At 45.6% G+C, this 19718-nt stretch carries 24 protein-coding genes and 1 tRNA gene; 13 read left to right on the top strand and 12 right to left on the bottom strand.

The window, feature by feature from the left end; all coding sequences use genetic code 11:
• Positions 1 to 16: 16 nt before the first annotated feature.
• Positions 17 to 331: a 4Fe-4S dicluster domain-containing protein gene (locus VDIS_RS10530; protein ID WP_013337233.1), complete on the bottom strand. Its 315-nt coding sequence runs from the start codon at positions 329 to 331 to the stop codon at positions 17 to 19.
• The gene (locus tag VDIS_RS10525; RefSeq protein ID WP_013337232.1) at positions 331 to 1281 is read right to left on the bottom strand and encodes a heterodisulfide reductase-related iron-sulfur binding cluster; all 951 of its coding nucleotides are present in this window, start codon (positions 1279 to 1281) and stop codon (positions 331 to 333) included. Before VDIS_RS10525 ends, VDIS_RS10530 begins: the two co-directional genes overlap by 1 nt.
• A 57-nt stretch (positions 1282 to 1338) precedes the next feature.
• Between VDIS_RS10525 and VDIS_RS10520 the strand changes: the two genes are divergently transcribed.
• On the top strand, positions 1339 to 2088 hold the full coding sequence (locus VDIS_RS10520) for an acetoacetate decarboxylase family protein (RefSeq protein ID WP_013337231.1): 750 nt from the start codon (positions 1339 to 1341) through the stop codon (positions 2086 to 2088).
• Between the two features lie 296 nt (positions 2089 to 2384).
• Here the strand turns inward: VDIS_RS10520 and VDIS_RS13210 are convergent, their stop codons facing one another.
• Both VDIS_RS13210 and VDIS_RS10510 read right to left on the bottom strand, forming a co-directional pair.
• Positions 2385 to 2522 carry a PIN domain-containing protein gene (locus VDIS_RS13210; RefSeq protein WP_013337229.1) on the bottom strand — a complete coding sequence of 46 codons (138 nt, stop codon included), beginning with the start codon at positions 2520 to 2522 and terminating at the stop codon, positions 2385 to 2387.
• A 1-nt stretch (position 2523) separates the two neighbouring features.
• Entirely contained in the window at positions 2524 to 2754 is a 231-nt protein-coding gene (locus VDIS_RS10510) for an AbrB/MazE/SpoVT family DNA-binding domain-containing protein (RefSeq protein ID WP_013337228.1), read from the bottom strand.
• A 158-nt stretch (positions 2755 to 2912) separates the two neighbouring features.
• Between VDIS_RS10510 and VDIS_RS10505 the strand changes: the two genes are divergently transcribed.
• Positions 2913 to 3161 (top strand): hypothetical protein, encoded by a 249-nt coding sequence (locus tag VDIS_RS10505; RefSeq protein ID WP_013337227.1) that lies wholly within the window; start codon positions 2913 to 2915, stop codon positions 3159 to 3161.
• On the opposite strand, the gene VDIS_RS10500 is transcribed toward VDIS_RS10505, so the two are convergent.
• Together VDIS_RS10500 and purB are read right to left on the bottom strand one after the other, a co-directional pair.
• Complete coding sequence (locus VDIS_RS10500; protein WP_013337226.1) at positions 3158 to 3391, bottom strand: hypothetical protein; 234 nt, start codon at positions 3389 to 3391, stop codon at positions 3158 to 3160. The two genes, VDIS_RS10505 and VDIS_RS10500, sit on opposite strands and share 4 nt — an antisense overlap.
• A gap of 67 nt (positions 3392 to 3458) precedes the next feature.
• A complete protein-coding gene (gene purB, locus VDIS_RS10495; RefSeq protein ID WP_013337225.1) occupies positions 3459 to 4877 on the bottom strand; it encodes an adenylosuccinate lyase in 1419 nt (472 codons plus the stop codon).
• A 110-nt stretch (positions 4878 to 4987) separates the two neighbouring features.
• Between purB and VDIS_RS10490 the strand changes: the two genes are divergently transcribed.
• From VDIS_RS10490 to VDIS_RS10475, 6 genes are all read left to right on the top strand, one after another.
• The gene (locus tag VDIS_RS10490; protein WP_013337224.1) at positions 4988 to 6004 is read left to right on the top strand and encodes an adenylosuccinate synthetase; all 1017 of its coding nucleotides are present in this window, start codon (positions 4988 to 4990) and stop codon (positions 6002 to 6004) included.
• Positions 6001 to 7419, top strand: a complete 1419-nt coding sequence (locus VDIS_RS10485; protein WP_013337223.1) for an NAD(P)/FAD-dependent oxidoreductase — start codon at positions 6001 to 6003, stop codon at positions 7417 to 7419. Before VDIS_RS10490 ends, VDIS_RS10485 begins: the two co-directional genes overlap by 4 nt.
• A gap of 153 nt (positions 7420 to 7572) precedes the next feature.
• Positions 7573 to 7785, top strand: coding sequence for a hypothetical protein (locus VDIS_RS10480; protein WP_013337222.1), 213 nt, complete (start codon positions 7573 to 7575; stop codon positions 7783 to 7785).
• A gap of 169 nt (positions 7786 to 7954) precedes the next feature.
• A complete protein-coding gene (locus tag VDIS_RS12705) occupies positions 7955 to 8167 on the top strand; it encodes a hypothetical protein (protein ID WP_013337221.1) in 213 nt (70 codons plus the stop codon).
• The gene (locus VDIS_RS13130) at positions 8164 to 8298 is read left to right on the top strand and encodes a hypothetical protein (RefSeq protein ID WP_013337220.1); all 135 of its coding nucleotides are present in this window, start codon (positions 8164 to 8166) and stop codon (positions 8296 to 8298) included. Before VDIS_RS12705 ends, VDIS_RS13130 begins: the two co-directional genes overlap by 4 nt.
• A 62-nt stretch (positions 8299 to 8360) precedes the next feature.
• Positions 8361 to 8461 (top strand) — tRNA-Cys (locus VDIS_RS10475).
• 271 nt (positions 8462 to 8732) lie between these two features.
• Here the strand turns inward: VDIS_RS10475 and VDIS_RS10470 are convergent.
• The gene (locus VDIS_RS10470; RefSeq protein ID WP_013337219.1) at positions 8733 to 9779 is read right to left on the bottom strand and encodes a sn-glycerol-1-phosphate dehydrogenase; all 1047 of its coding nucleotides are present in this window, start codon (positions 9777 to 9779) and stop codon (positions 8733 to 8735) included.
• On the bottom strand, positions 9776 to 11170 hold the full coding sequence (locus VDIS_RS10465; RefSeq protein ID WP_013337218.1) for an aspartate aminotransferase family protein: 1395 nt from the start codon (positions 11168 to 11170) through the stop codon (positions 9776 to 9778). The genes VDIS_RS10470 and VDIS_RS10465 overlap by 4 nt, the downstream gene beginning before the upstream one ends.
• A gap of 103 nt (positions 11171 to 11273) precedes the next feature.
• Here VDIS_RS10465 and VDIS_RS10460 point away from each other — a divergent pair, with 103 nt between their 5' ends.
• The 5 genes from VDIS_RS10460 (at position 11274) to VDIS_RS10440 (ending at position 15482) form a co-directional block, all read left to right on the top strand.
• Positions 11274 to 12686: an APC family permease gene (locus VDIS_RS10460; RefSeq protein WP_013337217.1), complete on the top strand. Its 1413-nt coding sequence runs from the start codon at positions 11274 to 11276 to the stop codon at positions 12684 to 12686.
• A gap of 288 nt (positions 12687 to 12974) precedes the next feature.
• Positions 12975 to 13391: a DsrE/DsrF/DrsH-like family protein gene (locus tag VDIS_RS10455; RefSeq protein ID WP_013337216.1), complete on the top strand. Its 417-nt coding sequence runs from the start codon at positions 12975 to 12977 to the stop codon at positions 13389 to 13391.
• A 4-nt stretch (positions 13392 to 13395) separates the two neighbouring features.
• The gene (locus VDIS_RS10450) at positions 13396 to 13644 is read left to right on the top strand and encodes a sulfurtransferase TusA family protein (protein ID WP_013337215.1); all 249 of its coding nucleotides are present in this window, start codon (positions 13396 to 13398) and stop codon (positions 13642 to 13644) included.
• 15 nt (positions 13645 to 13659) lie between these two features.
• On the top strand, positions 13660 to 14853 hold the full coding sequence (locus VDIS_RS10445; RefSeq protein WP_013337214.1) for an NAD(P)/FAD-dependent oxidoreductase: 1194 nt from the start codon (positions 13660 to 13662) through the stop codon (positions 14851 to 14853).
• A 5-nt stretch (positions 14854 to 14858) separates the two neighbouring features.
• A complete protein-coding gene (locus VDIS_RS10440; RefSeq protein ID WP_148678327.1) occupies positions 14859 to 15482 on the top strand; it encodes a helical membrane plugin domain-containing protein in 624 nt (207 codons plus the stop codon).
• Here the strand turns inward: VDIS_RS10440 and VDIS_RS10435 are convergent, their stop codons facing one another.
• The 4 genes from VDIS_RS10435 to VDIS_RS10420 are packed head-to-tail and all read right to left on the bottom strand — an operon-like array spanning position 15483 to position 19681.
• A complete protein-coding gene (locus VDIS_RS10435) occupies positions 15483 to 16352 on the bottom strand; it encodes a hypothetical protein (RefSeq protein ID WP_013337212.1) in 870 nt (289 codons plus the stop codon).
• 45 nt (positions 16353 to 16397) lie between these two features.
• Entirely contained in the window at positions 16398 to 17405 is a 1008-nt protein-coding gene (gene trxB / locus VDIS_RS10430) for a thioredoxin-disulfide reductase (RefSeq protein ID WP_013337211.1), read from the bottom strand.
• 43 nt (positions 17406 to 17448) lie between these two features.
• Positions 17449 to 18432: a galactose-1-phosphate uridylyltransferase gene (galT, locus tag VDIS_RS10425; RefSeq protein ID WP_013337210.1), complete on the bottom strand. Its 984-nt coding sequence runs from the start codon at positions 18430 to 18432 to the stop codon at positions 17449 to 17451.
• Positions 18425 to 19681 (bottom strand): galactokinase, encoded by a 1257-nt coding sequence (locus VDIS_RS10420; protein ID WP_013337209.1) that lies wholly within the window; start codon positions 19679 to 19681, stop codon positions 18425 to 18427. The genes galT and VDIS_RS10420 overlap by 8 nt, the downstream gene beginning before the upstream one ends.
• Between the last annotated feature and the right edge of the window lie 37 nt (positions 19682 to 19718).

Genomic DNA, 19718 nt, shown 5'->3' with positions numbered 1-19718 from the left:
TTATTCTAGATCACTATTACTTAAGCATTGTTTTCAGGATAATTGCCTTGAAACTATGTATTGTATCTGCGATCTTAATGCCCGCTGGGCACTGCGTATCACAGGCGGCACAGTGTAGGCAGGTCATTATTGAATTAATAACGTCAACGCCCATCTCCGCGTTCTTATCCTGACCAAAACCATTTTCAATTAAGGTTTTGATTAGATTTATTCTGCCCCTGGGTCCATAGGCCCTACTACGTAGTGCGTTGAAGGTTGGGCATGGGAGCTCACAGAATCCGCAGAACTGGCACTTCCTGACCTCCTCGTAAATCTCCCTTAAACTCATCATCACCCACTCACCTCAATGACTTCGGCAATGTCGTATAGATTAGCCTCAACACCACTGAGCTTGATGCCTCTCCTCAGGTTTACGTAGCATATTGGGCATTGGACAACTATGTTCCTGGACAACCTAGTCAGCTCCCTAACCCTATTGCTCGCGACCTTACCGGCGATTTCTGGGTATGTGGACTCAATGGGCCCACCACAGCAGTGTGAGGTATCCCTACCCGTTATTACCGGGTCCTCCTTAACATTGGCCTTACCCCTAAGCAAACCCCTAATCAGGTCATACTTGTTCAGGTACCTGGCGTATAGGCATGAGTCATGAATAGTGAACTCACTAAGCCTAACCTTTACCTTGCCTGGGTCGAGGTAGTCCAGGTAACTCTTAACCTTAATGTTAAATTCAGGCACGTACCTAGGGTAAAGCCTCTCGAGTGTGTACTGGGTGTGTGGGTCGATGGTTATTACCTCACTCACGTTATTGTCCCTAAAGACCTTGTAAACACTTCTCGCGTAATCCGCGAACTCATCAACAAAGCCAAGCTCGTAAAGCAGCGCGCCGCTATACGGCTCATTATCAAGGACCCTGAACCTAACACCTAAGGCCTTGAGCGCGCCATAGATGCTCCTAACGACCCTATTAGCCCTATTAAGCTCCTCATCACTGGGCCTCAGCAATGCCCTACCAAGGACCCTCGCGCCAATGGCCGTCAACCTAGCCAACGCGCCGCCCTTGGTGACGCCAAACCTCTCAAGCTCAGCCACAGCCCTCTCAATGACTGGGGCCAGTTGGTAGAGGCATGAGGTGTAAAGTATGGTATTACTATCACTATCAAAGGACAAGCCCTCCCTCCACTTAGTGCAAATCGACTTATCAACGGGAAACGGGAGCCACGAATCCTTAAGACTACCCACAACAACATCTCTCAAGGTCCTAAACCAATCAAGGGACACGAAAACAAATCAGCAAGCAACACTATTAAATATTAATATTAAGACACAGTCAAATTGATGAGCAAGGACAGAATAAAGGGTAAACTTCCCATTAAGAGTCTTTGGTCAATGCCAGGTAATACACCCCTCTTCGCAAAGCTGCCTCAGTACTTCCCCGACGCCGAGGTTTTGCAAGTATTCTTCGAGGCTGATCCAGAGGGTGCAGCTGAGGTTGTTCCTGAGGATCTTGAAGTCCCAGTACCCACTGAGGCTATAATCACGTTTTTTAAATTCCCATTTAGCACCCTTGGGCCATATAATGAGTTTGCGGTTGACATTAAGGTGCTGCTTGATGGTCAGGAGAAGTACTATACGGCTTATAACTATGTTAATAGCGACGTCGGCTTAGCCGCGGGTAGGGAAATCTGGGGTGTGCCTAAGAAGTTTGCGGTCCTCGATATCAAGAGGAGCTTTGACTTGGTCTATGGATTTCTCGAGAGACCTGAGGGCTTAAGGCTAGTCACTGCCGTTATTAGGCCTGAGGAACCTGCAAGGATTGAGCCGTTACCGATCACTAGGCTTGCCCTTAAGGTTATTCCACCGGCTGGTGATGGTGCTGAGCCGCTTATTCAACTGGTTGATAGGTATAGGCATAGGTTAACTCCGAAGAGCGTTTGGACCGGTCCCTGCACCTTAATGTTTAATAATAAGAGTGATATTGACCCACTCTATAGGTTAGGGCCGAGGAGGATCATTAAGTGTGTTTATGGGACTTTCGACTATGTACTTGATTTCGGCAAGGTCGTTAAGGACTACGGCAGGCATTAAAGTTTAGCGCTTTAGTAATTGAAAATAAAAAAGATCAAATTAGTGCTTTGTTTACGTACTTACGACCTAAGTTTATGACTAAGTTTATTATATAGGTTTAATAATTCCTCATCAAATGTAATTAACGGCAGGTTTAACCTTAATGCCGCACTTAGTATTAATAAGTCGTTGAAATAATCATAATGCTTAATGTAATCCTTATGGTTAATGACGAAGTATATGTCCTGATGTATTATTTTCAACGACCTTAATCTTAGGATCTCGTAAAATCTCACCTATAATGCCCTAACCTAACTCTATAAGTACTCTATAAGTGAGATTATTGGTACGTAAGCTTCATTCAAGGAGTTCCAGGTATTCACCGCCCTATCGTGATTTACATCATCCTCTAAAATTACGTCGATGATTACGTTTGTATCAACCACAAAACTCATACTACCCCTTCTCGATTACCTCTCTTATGGTCTCCTCAACATATCTCCAATCAACTTTTCTACCCAGCCTAATCCTTATCTCCGTGATACTCCGTCTCTTTGGTTCAAGGATTATTCGGTCACCCTCAAGTTTAACTATGAGTGTATCCCCAACTTTCAACCCAAGCTTTTTCCTAATGGTTGCTGGTATTGTTATTTGGTAATTCCTGGTTATTTTCGTTTCCTCAATCATAGTAAATCTAGTAACTAGATTTAGTAAAACGGGGATTTTAATCTTGCTATGTAATTAAAATTTTCAATGCTACGTATGAGTGTGCAGGTGATGTGGCGAGTAATTTACGTGTTAAGTGGAAATAACTTATATTAATTGGTTTTATTACTTCCTTGTTAGTGCCCAACAAGGCTTTAGCTAAACTTGCAGGGGATTTGCGCGATTCTGGGTTTAGGGGTGTGGTTAGGGCTTACTACGTCAGGGGTAGTTTTAGTTCGTTAAGTATTGAGTTTATTATTTACAGGAGGCCGAGTGCCATTAGGAGGTTTTGGGTTAGGTTGAGGAGGGCTGTTGAGGCTGTGCCGTCAATAATCATTGCTGCGGTTATAGGTTTTGTCCTGGCACTGATAATGAGGTGGTTTGTTTAGTGTGGTAATGCTGTCCTTAGGAAATTCATTACTGTGTTTAACCCCACATTGTCTAGGCACTTACTCTCTATCTCCTCATAATCATCACTTACTAGGATTAACCGTGCACAATCATCATCCCTCCTAATTATTAACCTGTATGTGTGATCACCATACATGAATAACATGTACAACTCCTTCACGGTAATACTTATCGACTTCCTCCTTAGTTCGTACTTATTACTCTGCACGTAATAATATTCATAACAACACTAATTACTGCATGAGTTATTTTAATTAGTCGTGACGCCCGTAATACTAACTTAAGAACCCAAGGTTTTTCAAGTTATTAATCTCATAATTCATCCTGGACTTAATTATCTCCAGTGTGTATTTACAATGGCTTACGCAGCTCATAGCCAGTTCCCTGGCGTAACCAACGTATTTATCCGGGCTTAGCCCACGCAGTATATCATCATTAACGCCTAATTCTCCCAACGCCTTCTTGTAATCCTCCATCCCCATCCTAGATCCCCTGAATATTGCCAATGCCCTCTCGTAGGCATCGGCCATACCCAATGCCCTAAGCCTAACCTGGACAGCCTCACTAAGGACCTCCCAATGCTCATTCAAATCCCTACTTATGGCATCTTCATTAACGTTGATGCTACTCAATACTGTGTTTAACCTCCTTACGCCAAGTATCACGTGGCCGATGCCAAGCCCAATGTTCCTCTTAATCGTTGAATCACTTAAATCCCTCTGAAGCCTACTCACCTGGATATGCCTACTGATCTCCATGAGGATTGAAGAACCAAGCTTCAGATTACCCTCGGCATTCTCAAGATCCACTGGGTTGACCTTATGGGGCATTGTGGAGGAGCCTACGGGCCTTCCCTGGATGCGTATGTAACCAAGCATGTTGTACATCCATAAGTCCTGGGCAAGGTTAATGAGTGCCTGAGACATTAGGCCAATGGACGTTAGTAATTGAACCAATGAGTCAGGGGGCAGTATCTGTGTTGTGATGAGTGCAGGCTCGAAACCCAGCCCCCTAACGAATATATTCAATTCCTGCGGCCAATCAACGTCCCTACTAATCATTGGGAAGCTGGCCATTGACCCAGTGGCCCCCGACACCTTGCCCTGCAGTTTGATGTCCGCGATCACGCTTAACCAATGGGCCAGCCTGCAGGCGTGGTAAGCAAGTTCCTTGCCGAGGGTCGTCGGTGTCGCTGGTTGCCCATGGGTCCTCCCAAGCATTGGTAGGTCTGCATACTTCTCCATGAGGCTAATCAATGTACTTAGTAACATGGTTAACTCGGGCATTAGGTACTTATAAGTGGCTATTCTGATGAGGATCCCGAGGGCTAGGTTATTCACGTCCTCGGAGGTCAAGCCTAGATGCACCAAATGCACGATTTTGCCGAGGCCCACATTACTTAACTTCTCCCTTAATAGGTACTCGATTGCCTTCACATCATGGCCGAGCTTATCTTCTATCTCCTTAAATGACGTATAGTCATTATCATCAAAGCTCAATGACAAAAGCCTAGCCCTCTCATCACCGTCCAAGGGCTTTATTAGGCCCACCCTACCCAATACATTAACCAGTAAGTCTAGGTATAATACCTCGACCCTCAATCTATACTTAACGAACGCCCTCTCGGAAACAGCGGCTGCGTAGTCCTTCAACTCCTCGTAGTACCTATCATCCAGCGGCGATATGTAGCCCACAGTACTTATCCGTACTGTTATTTAAAAAACTTATTCAACAGTCATGGACATGTATTACGCCTGCCTATTGGAGCAATATTTAAATAAGTGTTAATATCATAAGTTAAAAAGTGCCGCTAACGGTTGTTGTCGGTGGATGGTTTGGTGATGAAGGTAAGGGCAAGGTGGTGTCATACCTAGGCCTTGTGGATAAACCAGCCATTTGCGTTAGGACCGGTTCCATAAATGCGGGCCACACGGTCAATTTCAACAGAAAGACTTGGAAGCTCAGGATATTACCCTCATGCTTTGTTAATGAAACCACGAGACTCATGATCGCGCCCGGCGCACTGCTTAAGATTGATGTATTGTTCAGGGAGATCGAGGAGACGGGCAGTAGGGGTAGGGTTTGGGTTGACGCTAATGCCGGCGTTATTGAGGACAAACACGTGGAGAGCGAAAGGAGTAATGAGTACTTAATGAAGATCATTGGATCAACTGGTCAGGGCGTGGGCGCAGCAATGGTTGATAGGGTGCTGAGGGTTTTGAAGACTGCCAAGGAATTCCCCGAGCTCAGGGATTTAATAACGGACGTTAGTAGGGAAGTTAATGAGGAGTTAGACAGGAGCGGTGGCGTGATTGTTGAGGGGACCCAGGGAACCTTCCTAAGCCTTTATCACGGTACATACCCATTTGTAACCTCCAGGGATACCACGGCGGCTGGTGTGATTAGTGAGGTTGGGGTTAGCCCAAGGCTCGTCACCGACATAGTCCTGGTGTTTAAGGCGTATGTAACCAGGGTTGGGGCTGGTGAATTACCTGGTGAGTTAAGTATGGATGAGGTAATTGCGAGAGGTTGGGCCGAGAGGGGTACTGTGACTGGGAGACCTAGGCGTGCAGCGCCGTTTAACCTGGACCTAGCCAGGAGGGCCGTCATGCTTAATAGGCCGACTCAAATAGCTATTACGAAGTTTGATGCGTTATTTCCAGGCGCCCGCGGTAAGAGGAGGTGGAGTGACTTACCTGTTGAGGCGAGGAGGTGGATTGAGAGTATTAGTGAGGCGTTGAGGGTCCCGGTCACGTTAATAGGTACTGGGGAGGATTCGATGGACATGATTGACCTGCGCCGTGAGGTGGTAGGGCCATGATTTACGACGTAGCCATAGTAGGCGGAGGCCCGGCGGGCCTATTTGCCGCTTACGAGATTGTTGAGAATGCGAGGGACGTGAGTGTGGTACTCATTGATAAGGGTTACATGCCTAGGCAGAGGCATTGTCCATTGGCTAAGATTGGTAAGTGCGTGTGCATGCCGTGTCATATAACCCACGGTATTGGCGGTGCTGGACTGTTCAGTAGTGGTATCATTAATTTAAGGCCTGACATTGGTGGTGACCTCCAGGAACTCCTAAATAGTTGGGACGCCGCGAACCTACTCATTGATTATGTTGACAAGGTCTTCCTGAAGTTTGGGGCTCCTCAAGACAGGGTCTTTGAACCCAAGGGACCAACCTTTGAGGAGTACCAGAGGTCACTGGCTCGGGTTGGTGCTCAACTCGTGCCCATTAGGCAGAGGCACATTGGTACTGACGGTTCCACGAGGGTCATTGAGAATTTTGCCTCATACTTAACAGAGGCTGGCGTTAAATTTGCCATTGGCGTCTCTGTTGAGCATATCGAGAGGAGTAACGGCCACTTCGCGTTAAAGACCAGGAGGGGCGTTATCGAGGCGAGGACAGTCCTCGCGGCGCCCGGTAGGGCTGGGGCTGAGTGGTTTAGGGATGAAGCGAGGAGACTAGGTATTGAGTTGATGCCCAACCCACTCGATGTTGGTGTTAGGGTTGAGGTTCCCAAATACGTCATGGACCCAATAACTAACCTCTACATGGATCCGAAGATAATCATGTACACGAAGTCTCATGATGATAAGGTCAGGACATTCTGCGTTAACCCAGGAGGTTTCGTGGTCATGGAGAGGTATGATGATGGTACAGTGGGTGTTAATGGGGAGACCTACGTGGATAGGAAGAGCAACAACACAAACTTTGCATTATTAACATCCATCAGGCTTACAGACCCGATGGAGGACACCATTGAGTACGGCAAATCAATTGCGAGACTAGCCACGAAGCTTGGCGGTGGTAGGCCAATAATACAGAGGCTTGGTGACCTTGAGGATGGTAGGAGGTCGACCTGGGATAGGATTAGGAGGAATGTCATTGAGCCAACCATGAAGATTGTGACACCGGGCGACATAGGAATGGCACTGCCGCACAGGGTACTGGACAACCTATTGGAGTTTCTCCACAAGGTGGATAACGTAATACCTGGACTCGCCTCAAAGTACACACTACTCTATGCGCCGGAAATTAAGTACTACAGCATGAGGGCTGTCGTTAATAAGTTCATGGAGACTACGGTGGATGGCATATTCGCAGCGGGAGACGGCGCTGGGCTGTCCAGGGGCATAAACGTGGCGGCGGCTACAGGCGTGCTCGCGGCATGGGGAATACTCACGAAACTCGGTAAGGAGGTCAGGAACGAATTAATAAACAGGATTAAGTAAGGAATTAAAGAGGGACTACGCCAAATTATAATTAATGACGAAAACCCCGCCCTGACAAGTGATGAGTTCAGCCTTGGCCGACGTCAATAATTCAACCCTAACACTGAAAGTAACTTATCAACTAAACGGTTAAGAAAAACAAATGGATACATAATGGCTATTGAAGTCCCCAGCAACCTAAGGCTCTACGGGGACAGGTGCACACAGGCGGGGAATGCGTCGCTGACGAACCAAATAATCGATGAAGGAACTAGGAAGGAGGCCATTGAGGTATTGACGGAGGCCCTGTTGAGGCTCGAGAAATGGAAAATACAGGGCATGGAATGGTTAAGCGAGTACGTAAAAAGCGCCGAGGACTCGGGATAAACCTGAGGGAGATTAATGATGGATTAAAAGGTGAGGTTCAAGTGCTGATTAGGTATAATGCAGCCATGATTTAGCAAAGAGGGTAATTAATAATATGCCATTAACAATGAGGGTCTTATTTAATGTGTTGAATATTGGTAAGTGGAATAGACTGAAATAAATAGCTGATATGACGCCGAGACGAGGTAGTTCCCAGGTTGAGGTGGCTGGCATAAAGTTTTCCGTAGATATTTTAAAGAATCGTGTCGAACTTAGAGCCGTAAGATTCAACGAAGTGAAGATAGACGAAATTATTGAGCAGTTAAATCACGTATATGGTGAGGGTATTGATATTAGGAAGAGAAGGGCAGGGAAGTGCGCTAAGGTCATTTCCCTGGGATGAAAATTAAGGTGTGTAGTGTCATTAAGGAGAAGGTTGTTCAGAAGCTTAATGAAATGTTGAAGAATGTAAATAGTGATGATAAGAAGGAACAATTGACTAAAATACTGACAAAACTTATCAATATACCATGAGGTATGAGGCATCATTTAATAATGCCAAAAGGCTTAAAATTTCCCGTAAAATAATTAAAAATGCCCCGGTGGCCGAGCGGCTAAGGCGTTGGGCTGCAGCGTTCGGTTTATCACGAATGCAGAGACCCAATCTTCCCGGGTTCGAATCCCGGCCGGGGCTCCATTAAAATCATTATATTATTGCTTAAGGCCCGTGAACTTTATTTTGACATCTTAGGCTTGTTATAGTCCAAGCCTGTTAATGATAAGTTAAAATGCGTTGATGCTGCTAAGTGTTTAATGATAACTTAGATAGTAAGCCGAGGAATATTAGAGGGCATAATCATTAAGGTATAGAGTCTTGACCAAGCAGTATGAGACGTAAGGAGTTAAGGCAATGTTATCTTAAGTGTACTTCACGTATATATATATTTCAAAATGCTTCGCGCGTCACATTACTTCTTGATAATGCCTGTGTATCTAAGGAGTCTCTCTGCCTTTCCCTCGGTAAGACCCCTCGTGCCGAGTATTGTGTACCAATTCCTCATTTGCGGCGCTATCTGCAGGGCCTTAATCATATCCTCCTTGGTTATGTTAAGCTCATCAATAGTTGTTGGTGCACCAACCCTGGTGAGCAACTCCCTAATTAACCTCCAATCCTTACCCTGCAAATACGCACCAATTATTGTGCCAATACCCACCTGCTCACCATGTAATCCCTTACCAGTTAAATTCTCGATTGCAAAGGCTATAAGGTGCTCACTGCCAGCGGCAACTCTAGTGGTGTTTGCTAATTCCATTAGGTATCCATCGAGAACCTCGGCATAGAATAGAGTCTCAATTCCAATATAATCCTGCTTAGCTATGTTATTAACCCTCCTAATCAATAATTCAACTGCACTATTTGCCAGTTGAGCAGCGAAGTCCAGGTATGACTCATCACCAAGCCAATAGGCTAACCACCAATCATAGAGCGCCGTATACTTAGCAATCATGTCACCGAAGCCGGCAGCCACGTACCTGTGAGGCTCATTCATTAGTATTGAATAATCGCCAATTATTACATTGGGTGACATGGTCTTAATAGCTTGTGACTTACCGCCTTTCCATAACACACTGAAAGGCGTGGCTATGGCATCGCTAGATAGTGTTGTTGGTATTGAAGCAACCTTAAGGCCCAAGTTAGCGCCAACGTACTTCACCAGGTCAATTATTGAACCACCGCCAACACCAATAATACCGCCAACCTTGGCACCCTTTACATACTCCAATAGTGCATTTGCGTTCTCAATCGTAGCTCCACCCTCAACAACCCTAACGTCAATGTTGTAACCAGCACTGATTAGTTTATCAGCTACGTAATTACCGGCTATTTTAAGTGTGTTTGGTCCCGTAACTAGTACGGAATTCCTTGGGAAGTCCAACTCATTAAGTATTTGAACCGCCTCATTTAATGAACCGAGTCCCACGGCCATGTTAATTGAGAATTTAATAACCCTCATCTGACTTCACGGGATAACTCCCTAACTACCTCCTCAAATATCCTAATACCCTCGTCTAAGTGCCTCCTCGTTAGTACCAACGGTGCCATGAACCTCATCACATTGCCGAAATGACCGCATGTATGCATTAAGACGCCCCTCTCAAACATCCTCCTCCTAACCTCAGACGCCAAATTAGCCCCTGGCTCCTTAGTATCCTTACTCCTAACGAGTTCAATACCTATCATGAAGCCGAGGCCCCTAACATCACCAATTATTGAGTACCTCTCGGCAACATCCTCAAAGGCCCTCCTGGCATAATCACCGAGTTGTAAAGTCCTATCGAGTAAGTTCCTCGACTGTATATACTCAATCACCGCGGCACCCGCCGCCAAAGCCAGTGGGTTAGCCCTATACGTACCGAAGTGAAATGCCTCATCAGGCAATTTCTCATCATACTCAGCCCTGTAGGCTACTACGGACGTTGGTATACCGCCGCCAATAGCCTTGGAGATACACATTATGTCCGGTGTGACCCCAAAGTGTTCTACTGCCCACCACTTACCCGTTCTACCAACGCCGGTCTGGACCTCATCAACTATGAGCAATATCCCATGTTTATCGGCGATCTCCCTAAGGCCTCTCAGGAAGTTCCTCGGTGGTACTATATAACCGCCCTCGCCCTGTATTGGCTCAACAATTATCGCGCCAACCTCACCAATGCCAGTGTATGGGTCGCTGAGGAGGTGGTCAATGTAGTTAAGTACGGCATTACCGCAGTCCTCAGCATCCTTAGCCGGTAACGGACACCTATACGGGTATGGGTATGGGACCCTAACAACATTAACAAGCGGGACACCAGCATATTGCTGAAGCTCTGTCTTAGCTGTGGCCATTACAATTCCCTGGTGAACACCATGGTAGGCGCCCTCAAATGCCATAATAATGGGCTTCTTAGTGACCCACCTGGCAAGGGCAACTGCGGCTTCACACGCATCAGCCCCGGTCACCGTGGTCATTACCTTAGCCTTACCCTTAAGGTCTCCAGGGAGTATCGAGTGCAGATTCCTAAGGAACCTAATCCTAGCCTCACTGGGTATCTCGCTCATCCAATGCCAATAACGATCAAGCTGCTCCATAACCGCCTGCTTCACATACGGGTTGTTATGACCAACATTGAGCACGGCAATACCAGCCACCCAATCAATGTAGTAATTACCATCAACATCCCTAATAGTGGCCCCCTTCGCGGCGTCAATGGCGAACCTAAAGGCCTTTGGGTAAATCAAAGACTTGGTCTCAAGCTCACGCTGAGCATTCAACAACTCCAACGACTTAGGCCCAGGAGGCTTGACAACTATTTTAGGCGCCTCAGGAAAACTCAAACCCTCTAACTCCTCCTCAATCGCCATAAATCTTTTTTCCTAATTCAATATTTAAACTTTGCTTTAAAATTAATTTAAAGAAGATAAACTGAAGATTAAATTTAAAAATAATTAATATATAAAATTTATAATGTCATCAACCGGCGAAATTAGAAGAACCCAATTAAAGAGGGGCGCCGTAGCGTTTTGGCATGCTGTATTTCAATCTTTCTCATTCGTAGCGCCAGCAGGTGACGTAGCAATACTGTTACTAGGCACGGCTCAATTTGCGCTAGGTGCCACACCACTGGCGGTATTACTTGCCTGGATAATATATGGATTATGGATTATTATTCCCTATGAATTCTCCAAGTACATAGTTAATGCCGGTAGCTATTATGCATACTCAGCTAGGGCTCATGGTGCGCTCGGTGTTATGGCCCTTTGGTACTGGATGCTTGAGAACATTACTGGACCTGCCTTTGGAATACTTGGTCTGGCTGGTTTTCTATACTTAATTAGTCCCACAATTTCAGAAATACCGTACCTATGGATAGCCTTTGCCATAATAATATGGGCCTTTGGCTTCATACTATCATACCTAGGTATAAGGCCGTCTCTTGAGTACGTTATGTACACCGGGTTTGCAGAGGCCATGTTCCTATTCATAAGTGCGTTAATAATAATCGCAATACTTGGCCCGAGAAATACCTGGACGGTCTGGACGCCGGCCCCAGTTAAATGGAACTGGGCACCCATATTTTTTGGTACAATATATTCAATCTTAGATTTCACGGGACTTGGCACCGCGACGACTGTTTCCGAGGAGGTTAAGGACCCAAGGAGGGTCATTAGGTGGGCAATTATAACTGCATGGATCCTGTCTGGGTTAGCTCTCATTGTACCTGCCTACGCGCTGACGGTTGGTTGGGGCGTTAATCAAATGAGTACGTACGCATCATCGCCAGACCCAGGCCTCATAGTTTATTATAAGTACCTTGGCTTGGCGGGTTGGGCTTTGCTGGTCGCATTTACGATAAATAGTTACTTCTCATACATGACGGCTAAGTACAATGCCGTAAGTAGGATCTGGTTTAGCTCCGCTAGGGATGGGCTTTGGTTCAAGAAGCTGGGTATGGACCAGGTCCATCCTGGGCATAAGACGCCATACAAGGCCCTGCTCTGGTTTGCAACAATTATCTTAGTAATCAATATCATTACTGGCTTAATCATGGGTCCAACAAACGCCGGTGTTTGGTTATTAACCTTTGCAGGGCTTGGGATAATAGCCGTGCACATAGTCGCGAATTCTGCATTGACTGTTTACTCATATAAACAGGGGATACTCAGGAGGGAGTGGCTTAGGCATGGTTTGGTGCCTACGGTTGCCTCAATTCTGGGGGCCATAGTCTTCTTCTATAGTGTGTACCCGTTACCGCCATACCCATACAACGTGGCTGTGCTATTCAGTTTTGCATGGCTAGTGATGGGCATTATATTAGCAATATATTACTGGAAGAAGCACCCAGAAATACTAGCCAATGCAGGTCTATCATATGAATGATAAACAATGTATTTTTGATCTCCATTAAATAAAAATGTCAAGGTTAATTGTTTTCTTATATGAAAGATCCTTAGGTATGATAGAATTATTCAATTAGGACGAGGTTAATGAGGGAATTGCTTGTTAATATCACGTGTTTATTTATGACTTCATGCCACTTTATGCATTATTTTGTTTTTATTTGTATTCTTTTCTAGTCTTTTGTTTGGTTTTATAAGATTATTTTTCAGGTGTATTTTATGCACTTAATTATATTGCTTTTATTCATTTGAATACACGTATCCTTGTATGAGTTCGGGTAAGGATAAGATAAGTATGATCGTGTTCTCAGGGACTGATGACAGGTTAATACCAGTGGGTGTGATTTCACAGGCGGCTGCGGCGCTTGGTTATGAGGTGAATATCTTCTTCACTGGATGGGCAATGTTCAAGTTACTGAAGAACCCAATACCACCTGTCTGGCCTAAGGAGTTTGAGTCGTTTGTGCCTAGGCTTCAGGAGGGCATGGCTAGGATAAAGGCGCCAACGTGGCTTGATATGCTCAAAGAGGCTAAGAAGATGGGTGCTAAGGTCTATGTATGCTCAATGATGGCTTCAGCGGCAGGCCTTAAGAAGGAGGACTTCGACCCATCGCTTGTAGATGATATAGTTGGTGTAACAACCTTCCTGGAAATGGCTAAAGGAGGGCAGGTACTCTTCATATGAGGTGATGGTCATGAGTCAGGGCAATAAGATCTTAGTGGACGCAAGGGGCATCGCCTGCCCAGGACCTATCACTGAGGTTGTTAAGGCGTATAGGAATGTGAAGAATGGTGATGTAATCGAGGTTTGGGCCACAGACCCAGGTTTCGAGCCCGACATAAAGGCTTGGATACAGAGGACCGGCAACCAGCTCCTTGAGCTTAGGAAGGAGTCCGATAAAATCGTCGCCGTGATTAAGGTAACCGCTAAGAAGTGATTTAAGGCGGTTGGCATGTCCACGGTTAAAAGGAGGGTTGTTATTATTGGTGGTGGTACAGGCGGCGCAATGCTTGCCAATAGACTTCCTAAGGATGAATTCGAGGTTACAATCATTGATAAGCAACCCTATAATCACTTCTGGCCCTGGTTACTCTACATTGCCTTCAGGGGCTCCAGGAGACCCATTAAGCGTGAGATACGTTCTGTGCTTAAGCCCTGGGTTAACTTCATTCAGTCTGGCGTGAAGGCTGTTAATCTTCAGGATAGGTATGTGGAGCTTGATAATGGTAAAAGGCTTGAGTATGACTACGTCGTGATCGCCACCGGAGCCACTGTGGATTACTCAAGGATCCCCGGCCTCGATAAGGTCACGGAGATGTTTGGTAATTACCATAGCAATGAGGAGAACGCCTGGAGGGTTTGGCAGACACTAAATAGTATGAGAGAGGGCACGTTGGCGATAATATTGGCCCCAGGCGCTTATAGATGCCCGCCAAGTCCGTTGGAGGGTACGTTTCTTGCCGAGGAATTCTTCAGGAAGAGGGGCTTGAGGGATAAGGTGAGGATAGTCTTTGCAACCTTTTACCCAAGGCCGTACCCTGCTGAGCCCATGAATGAGTTGATAGAGCCGTTGCTTAAGGAGAGGGGTATTGAGTACATAACCTTTTATACGCTTGATCGCATAGACCCTGAGAAGAGGGTTGCCTATTCAATGGAGGGTGAGGAGCTTAAGTTCGACGCCGCGATAGTTATACCACCGCATGTTGGTGTTGACATTAAGTACGTACCTGAGGACGTACTTGATAGTGATAGGTTTGTACAAGCCGATAAGTTTACGAATAGGGTTAAGGGATTTGATGATGCATTTGTGATAGGTGATGCCTCCGCGTTACCCGTGGCTAAGACAGGGGTTACCGCACACCTGCAGGCTGGTGTCGTTGCCAGGATACTTCAGGGTGAGGATGCCCGCAACACAGGACGCACTAATTGCCCATTTGATGTTGGTTATGGCCTTGGTACGTTCGTGATAAGTGATTTTAATAACCCAGCGATTAAATACCCAATAAATAGGGTTAATCATTTGTTTAAGGTTGCCTTCGCCGCTACTTACTGGGACATGATACTGTACCCAGAGCTTTGGGACCCAATATTTGAGGCTTATTTCGAGGCCACAGAACCCGCGAAGTTACGCCACCTATATAGGTGATTTCTGTGGCCGAGAAACAGCTAGAGCTTGAGAGTAAGCTCCTTGAGGTGCTAACACCTGAGTATATAGAGCCACTGATTAAATTTCTAAGGATGATAAGGAGGTTAGACGAACTCGGCATACTTGACTCATTAAATGACTTGTTGAATAATGAGGTCATTGAGGATTTAACCAGGAGCTTATTAACCACGAACCTAATTAGGCTACTTAACGACTATGATAAGGCAATGTCCATAATTGCAAAGCTTACAGAGCCTCAGGTGAGGGAAGGACTTGAGAAGGCACTTGATTTACTAGGTGCACTGGGTAGTGTTGGGTTACTAGATACCCTGAAGGACTTGCTTGGTGATCCTGAGGTGCTTAGTGAATTAGTTCATACGGTCATTAACGAGAATAGTACCTACCTACTAACAAACCTAGACACATTGCTGGAGTTCATGGCACGCATTAGGTGCTGCGCATATGTAGCATCCCTAAACGCAGCCAGGGGGGTTGCCGCTGACGGTAGGTCCCTGGTCGAGACCATAGGTGAATTATTGAAAGACGCTGATGCCAGAAGAGGGTTAAGATTCCTGCTCCTGGCGGCTAAGTACTTAGGTAGGCAATTGAGTGAGAGGGAGATTAAGTGATTATGCTCTTGAATACACTATGTAAGCCTTTAACCCATTAAAATCACTGCTTCGCCCATACTCTCTAAGCATTAGGCCGTCATCGCTCATCGTTAGGACATACGCCTTGATGTAATCTTTCAATTGCATACTTTCCTTAGTCGTTATAACCCGAATTATAATGCCCTCCCTCTTATATGAAATTCTGTCCTCTCTACCCATCAATAGTAACTCAAGGGCCACCTGGATTGGGGAAACCCCAACAACCCTGTATATCATTATGTGGCCGCGTTCATTAGACTCATATATTGCATCTAAATACGGCTTTACAATCTGCGAGTCCAATAATGAGTCCATGACTAACGCCACGGAACCCCCATGATTAGTGACTGTATACACTATTTCCTCAAATCCCTGAGGTTCGTAATTAACGAGCCTCTGCATCGCGCAGGTACACTTAGTGAACTCTAGGTAGCTCGTTGGTACACTGTCCGTGTAAAACGCAACCGCCGTAGCCCTCAGTACCCTATAAATCCTAAATGTCATACTCGGTATTGTGCCAAGACCAATATCAATTACGTAAAGCCCCGGCGTTACGTCAACCCTATCCTGCGTAAGATTCCTAAAGTTAAGCCTATACATGTATCTCCTCCTCTCCTTCACGTCAAGGTACGCATCAATCAAACCCCTCTTACGCAGTAAGTTAATGGCGTTTCTGGCAGTCCTAGTTCCAAGCCCTGTACCATCTATTATCTCCTTAAACGTGACGTAGGTCTTATTGTTTATCAAGTGCTCAAACTCTAAGTAATTCAATACCAACCTCGCTGATAGGGGCAATTCCTCAAGCGAACCTACAGTCTCCTCCTCTTCCTCACCATGCCTATTAATCATTACAAAAAACCTGGATACTAATCCAAAAATAAATTTTCTCAGGCATTAGCGTCTATTAAATCCGTACTTTCTAATTATATAGTTATAGGCGGAGTACGCAGCAAGGGCTCCCTGCCCGGCAGCCACCACTATCTGCCTAAAGTCCCTTGGCGTTAGGTCCACACAATCACCAGCTGCGTAAATGCCCGGTATGCTTGTCTCCATTAGGTGATTGACCTTTATGTAACCATCCTGCGAGAGAGCAAGCCCAATCCTCTTAAATAACTCGACAGGCGGCTCCGCGCCTATTTCAACAAATAAACCATCGAGTGGTAACTCAAATACCTCCTTCGTGTCAACCCTCTGCAGTATTGCCTTCCTAAGTAATTTATCGCCCTGTAACTCCTTAACCACGGTATTCCATATAATCTCAATCTTCGGATTCTTAAGCAACAAGTCCTGATAATACTTCTGGGCCCTTAACTGGTTCCTCCTATGGATTATATAGACCTTGGTTGCATACTCAGTCAATAACAATGCCGCTGATGCCGCCGAATCGCCACCGCCAACCACCGCGACGACCTTGCCCTTAAATAGTGGTGCATCGCAGGGTGCGCAGTAACTGACACCTCTACCGTTGTATGTGTCCTCGCCGGGCACGTTAAGCTTCCTCTTCTTTTCGCCGACCGCTATTATTACGGTTCTCGCGGTATATTCATCACCGTTCAATGTATAAACCTTAAATAAATCGCCATCCCTCTCCACATTCTCGACAGAATCAATGATTATCGGTACGTTGTAATACTTAACATGCTCCTCAAACTTATTGACCAGGTCTGGACCCATAATCCTTGTGTAGCCAAGGTAATTCTCAACCCACCCAGACTTAGCCACCTGCCCACCAATCTCCTCGGTAATTATTATCGTGCTCAGTCCATACCTAGCCGCGTATATGGCTGCGGACATGCCCGCCGGTCCTCCGCCGATTATTACCGTGTCGTAAACCTTACTTGTTAATTCCTCACTAACTCCAAAATCCATCTTGGTGACTGATATCTTAAATGCGCTGCTCATTGAGCCGTAAGAGATGGAATTTAATAAAAACCTAACGCAGCAATTATTGTCCTTTATGAGTGCAATTCCTGGTTACTGAGTCCCTAATCCTCTGCGCATTCTCCTCAGGCACGGAGTCATACGTGAAATTACCGCCACCAGTCTCCATGCCGGCTGCATACTTGATCTTATCCTCCTCCCTAAGGATACCGTAAATCTCAATATGCAGGTGGTAATATGGGTAATCACCCTTCAGTGGTGCCTGGTGTAGCACTAATACGTATGGCATTGACTTATTAAATATGTGCTTTAATCCGCATAATGATACCTTAAGGATCTCGGCCAAATCCTTAACTTCATCCTTCGTAATTTCCGTAATTAATTGAACGTGCCTCCTCGGGTAAATATGAATCTCAAAGGGCCAATGTGAGTAGAAGGGCATGAATGAGACCCAGTAATCATTGCTGTAGATCAACCTCACACTGTCCTTAAGCTCAGCACTTAATATATCGCAAAATAGGCACCTGCCATAATTATTAAAGTATTCCTTAGCATTGTTGAGCTCTCTTTCAATTCTACTAGGCGTGAACGGCAACACATATATTTGGCTATGAGGATGCGTCAGTGAGACCCCTATTTCCCTACCCTTATTCCTAAACCAAAGGAAGTAGTGCGCATAAGCCCTACCTGACTCCTCCCTCACCTTATCAATTATCATATTCAGTACATACTCAATTTGATCAATGGATAAGTCACTAATATCATCAATGTTATGCTCAGGGGTCTCAACAACCACGTAGCACCTACCCACTGATTTACCCGTCCTATAAAACCAATGATTACTAGGTTCGGGTGGGTTCTCCATGAGCATTGGGTATCTATTCTCGAGTATTAAGGCCCTCCATCCATAACCAGTCTCAGGGTTTCCAGGGCAAAATGGGCAGTAATTGCTTGGTTGCCACGGCCTAAAACGCCTAATGTTAGATACAAGAACCCACTCCCCAAGTGTTGGGTCCCACCTAAGCTCCATGACGGGCTTATTAACCATGAACCATCACCCCACCATCTATACTAACGACCCAGCCCCTCGGAGCTAAACCCCTACCTAGGACTTTATTCAGTATCTCCCTGGCCATAGCCTCATCCCTGACGAGCGCGATGACCGAGCCTCCCAAGCCGGCTCCAGACAATTTAGCCCCATACACACCCTCATTCACTAGGAAGTTAACTAACTCATCTATTATGGGTAGGCTCACATCGTAATACTCACTAAGTAGTCTATGTTGGTAAGTCATAACCCTGCCAATTAACGCCTCCCTCCAGTCATAACGTGAAATTAAACTATCCACCTCTGCATTGCTTAGGTTCAGTGTCCTCATTAAGTCCTTAATATCGACAGCCTCCCCCTTGATAACCTTCAATGCTATTTTCGTGCTTTCATTAGCCCTCAACGTATATAATATCCTCCTCCTAGGCACGTCACTTAATCCTTCAATAAATCGTGATATTTCATCCTCTCTTATTTCATCCCAATGAACCTCCCAATAATGAGCCCCAAGCTTCTTCCTTAAACTCCCCGATATATCCATACTAAGTAATTTATTGAGGCCCTCATCAATCTCCTGCTGTCGCTTGGGGTGTATATCCGCGGTGCTATGCCTAATGCCCGTATCCACGACTAAGAATACTCCATTAAGGCGTGGTAGAACCTCAACATTGTAGGGAGGCTTGGTCTCTATGACCACGATGTCTCCAAAGGCAGCGGCATACTGATCAAGCCTACCGCAGGGTATGCCCATGACGTCATGTTCAGCCTCATACGCTATTTCAGCGATGGCCCTTCTATCGAGGTTAAACCCATTAATGGCATTAATCGCTGAGGCTAACGCCACCAATAATGTGCCACTACTCCCAAGCCCTGACGCTATTGGTACATTACTACGTATCCACGCCTTAAAGGGGTTGATAGAATAGCCATGCCTCATAAACGCCATTATAAGGGCCCTAATATAGTCCCCAAACCACTTACCACCAAGTAATTTTAACTCGCTTAGTGAGAACTTATCGACATACTTTACATTATCATCCCTCAGATTGCCCGACGCTACCACAAACTCATCCTGAGACCTGGAAATAGCGATGTAAGTTCTTAGGTTGATACCAACGGCAACGACGGGCAACCCCTTATAATCCTGGTGCGTATTAAGGAAGTCCAACCTACTTGGCGCTGAGGTTATTAGGGTTGGTTCCTCATTGAAGAATTCCCTGAACTCCTTAGCGACTATGTTTACGGCCATAATCACTGGGGTATGCTTTATGCCATGTATTAAAAGG

Source organism: Vulcanisaeta distributa DSM 14429, assembly GCF_000148385.1.
Classification (GTDB): domain Archaea; phylum Thermoproteota; class Thermoprotei; order Thermoproteales; family Thermocladiaceae; genus Vulcanisaeta; species Vulcanisaeta distributa.
Note: the sequence above shows the minus strand (reverse complement) of the source record. Positions and strands in the feature narration are given on the sequence as shown.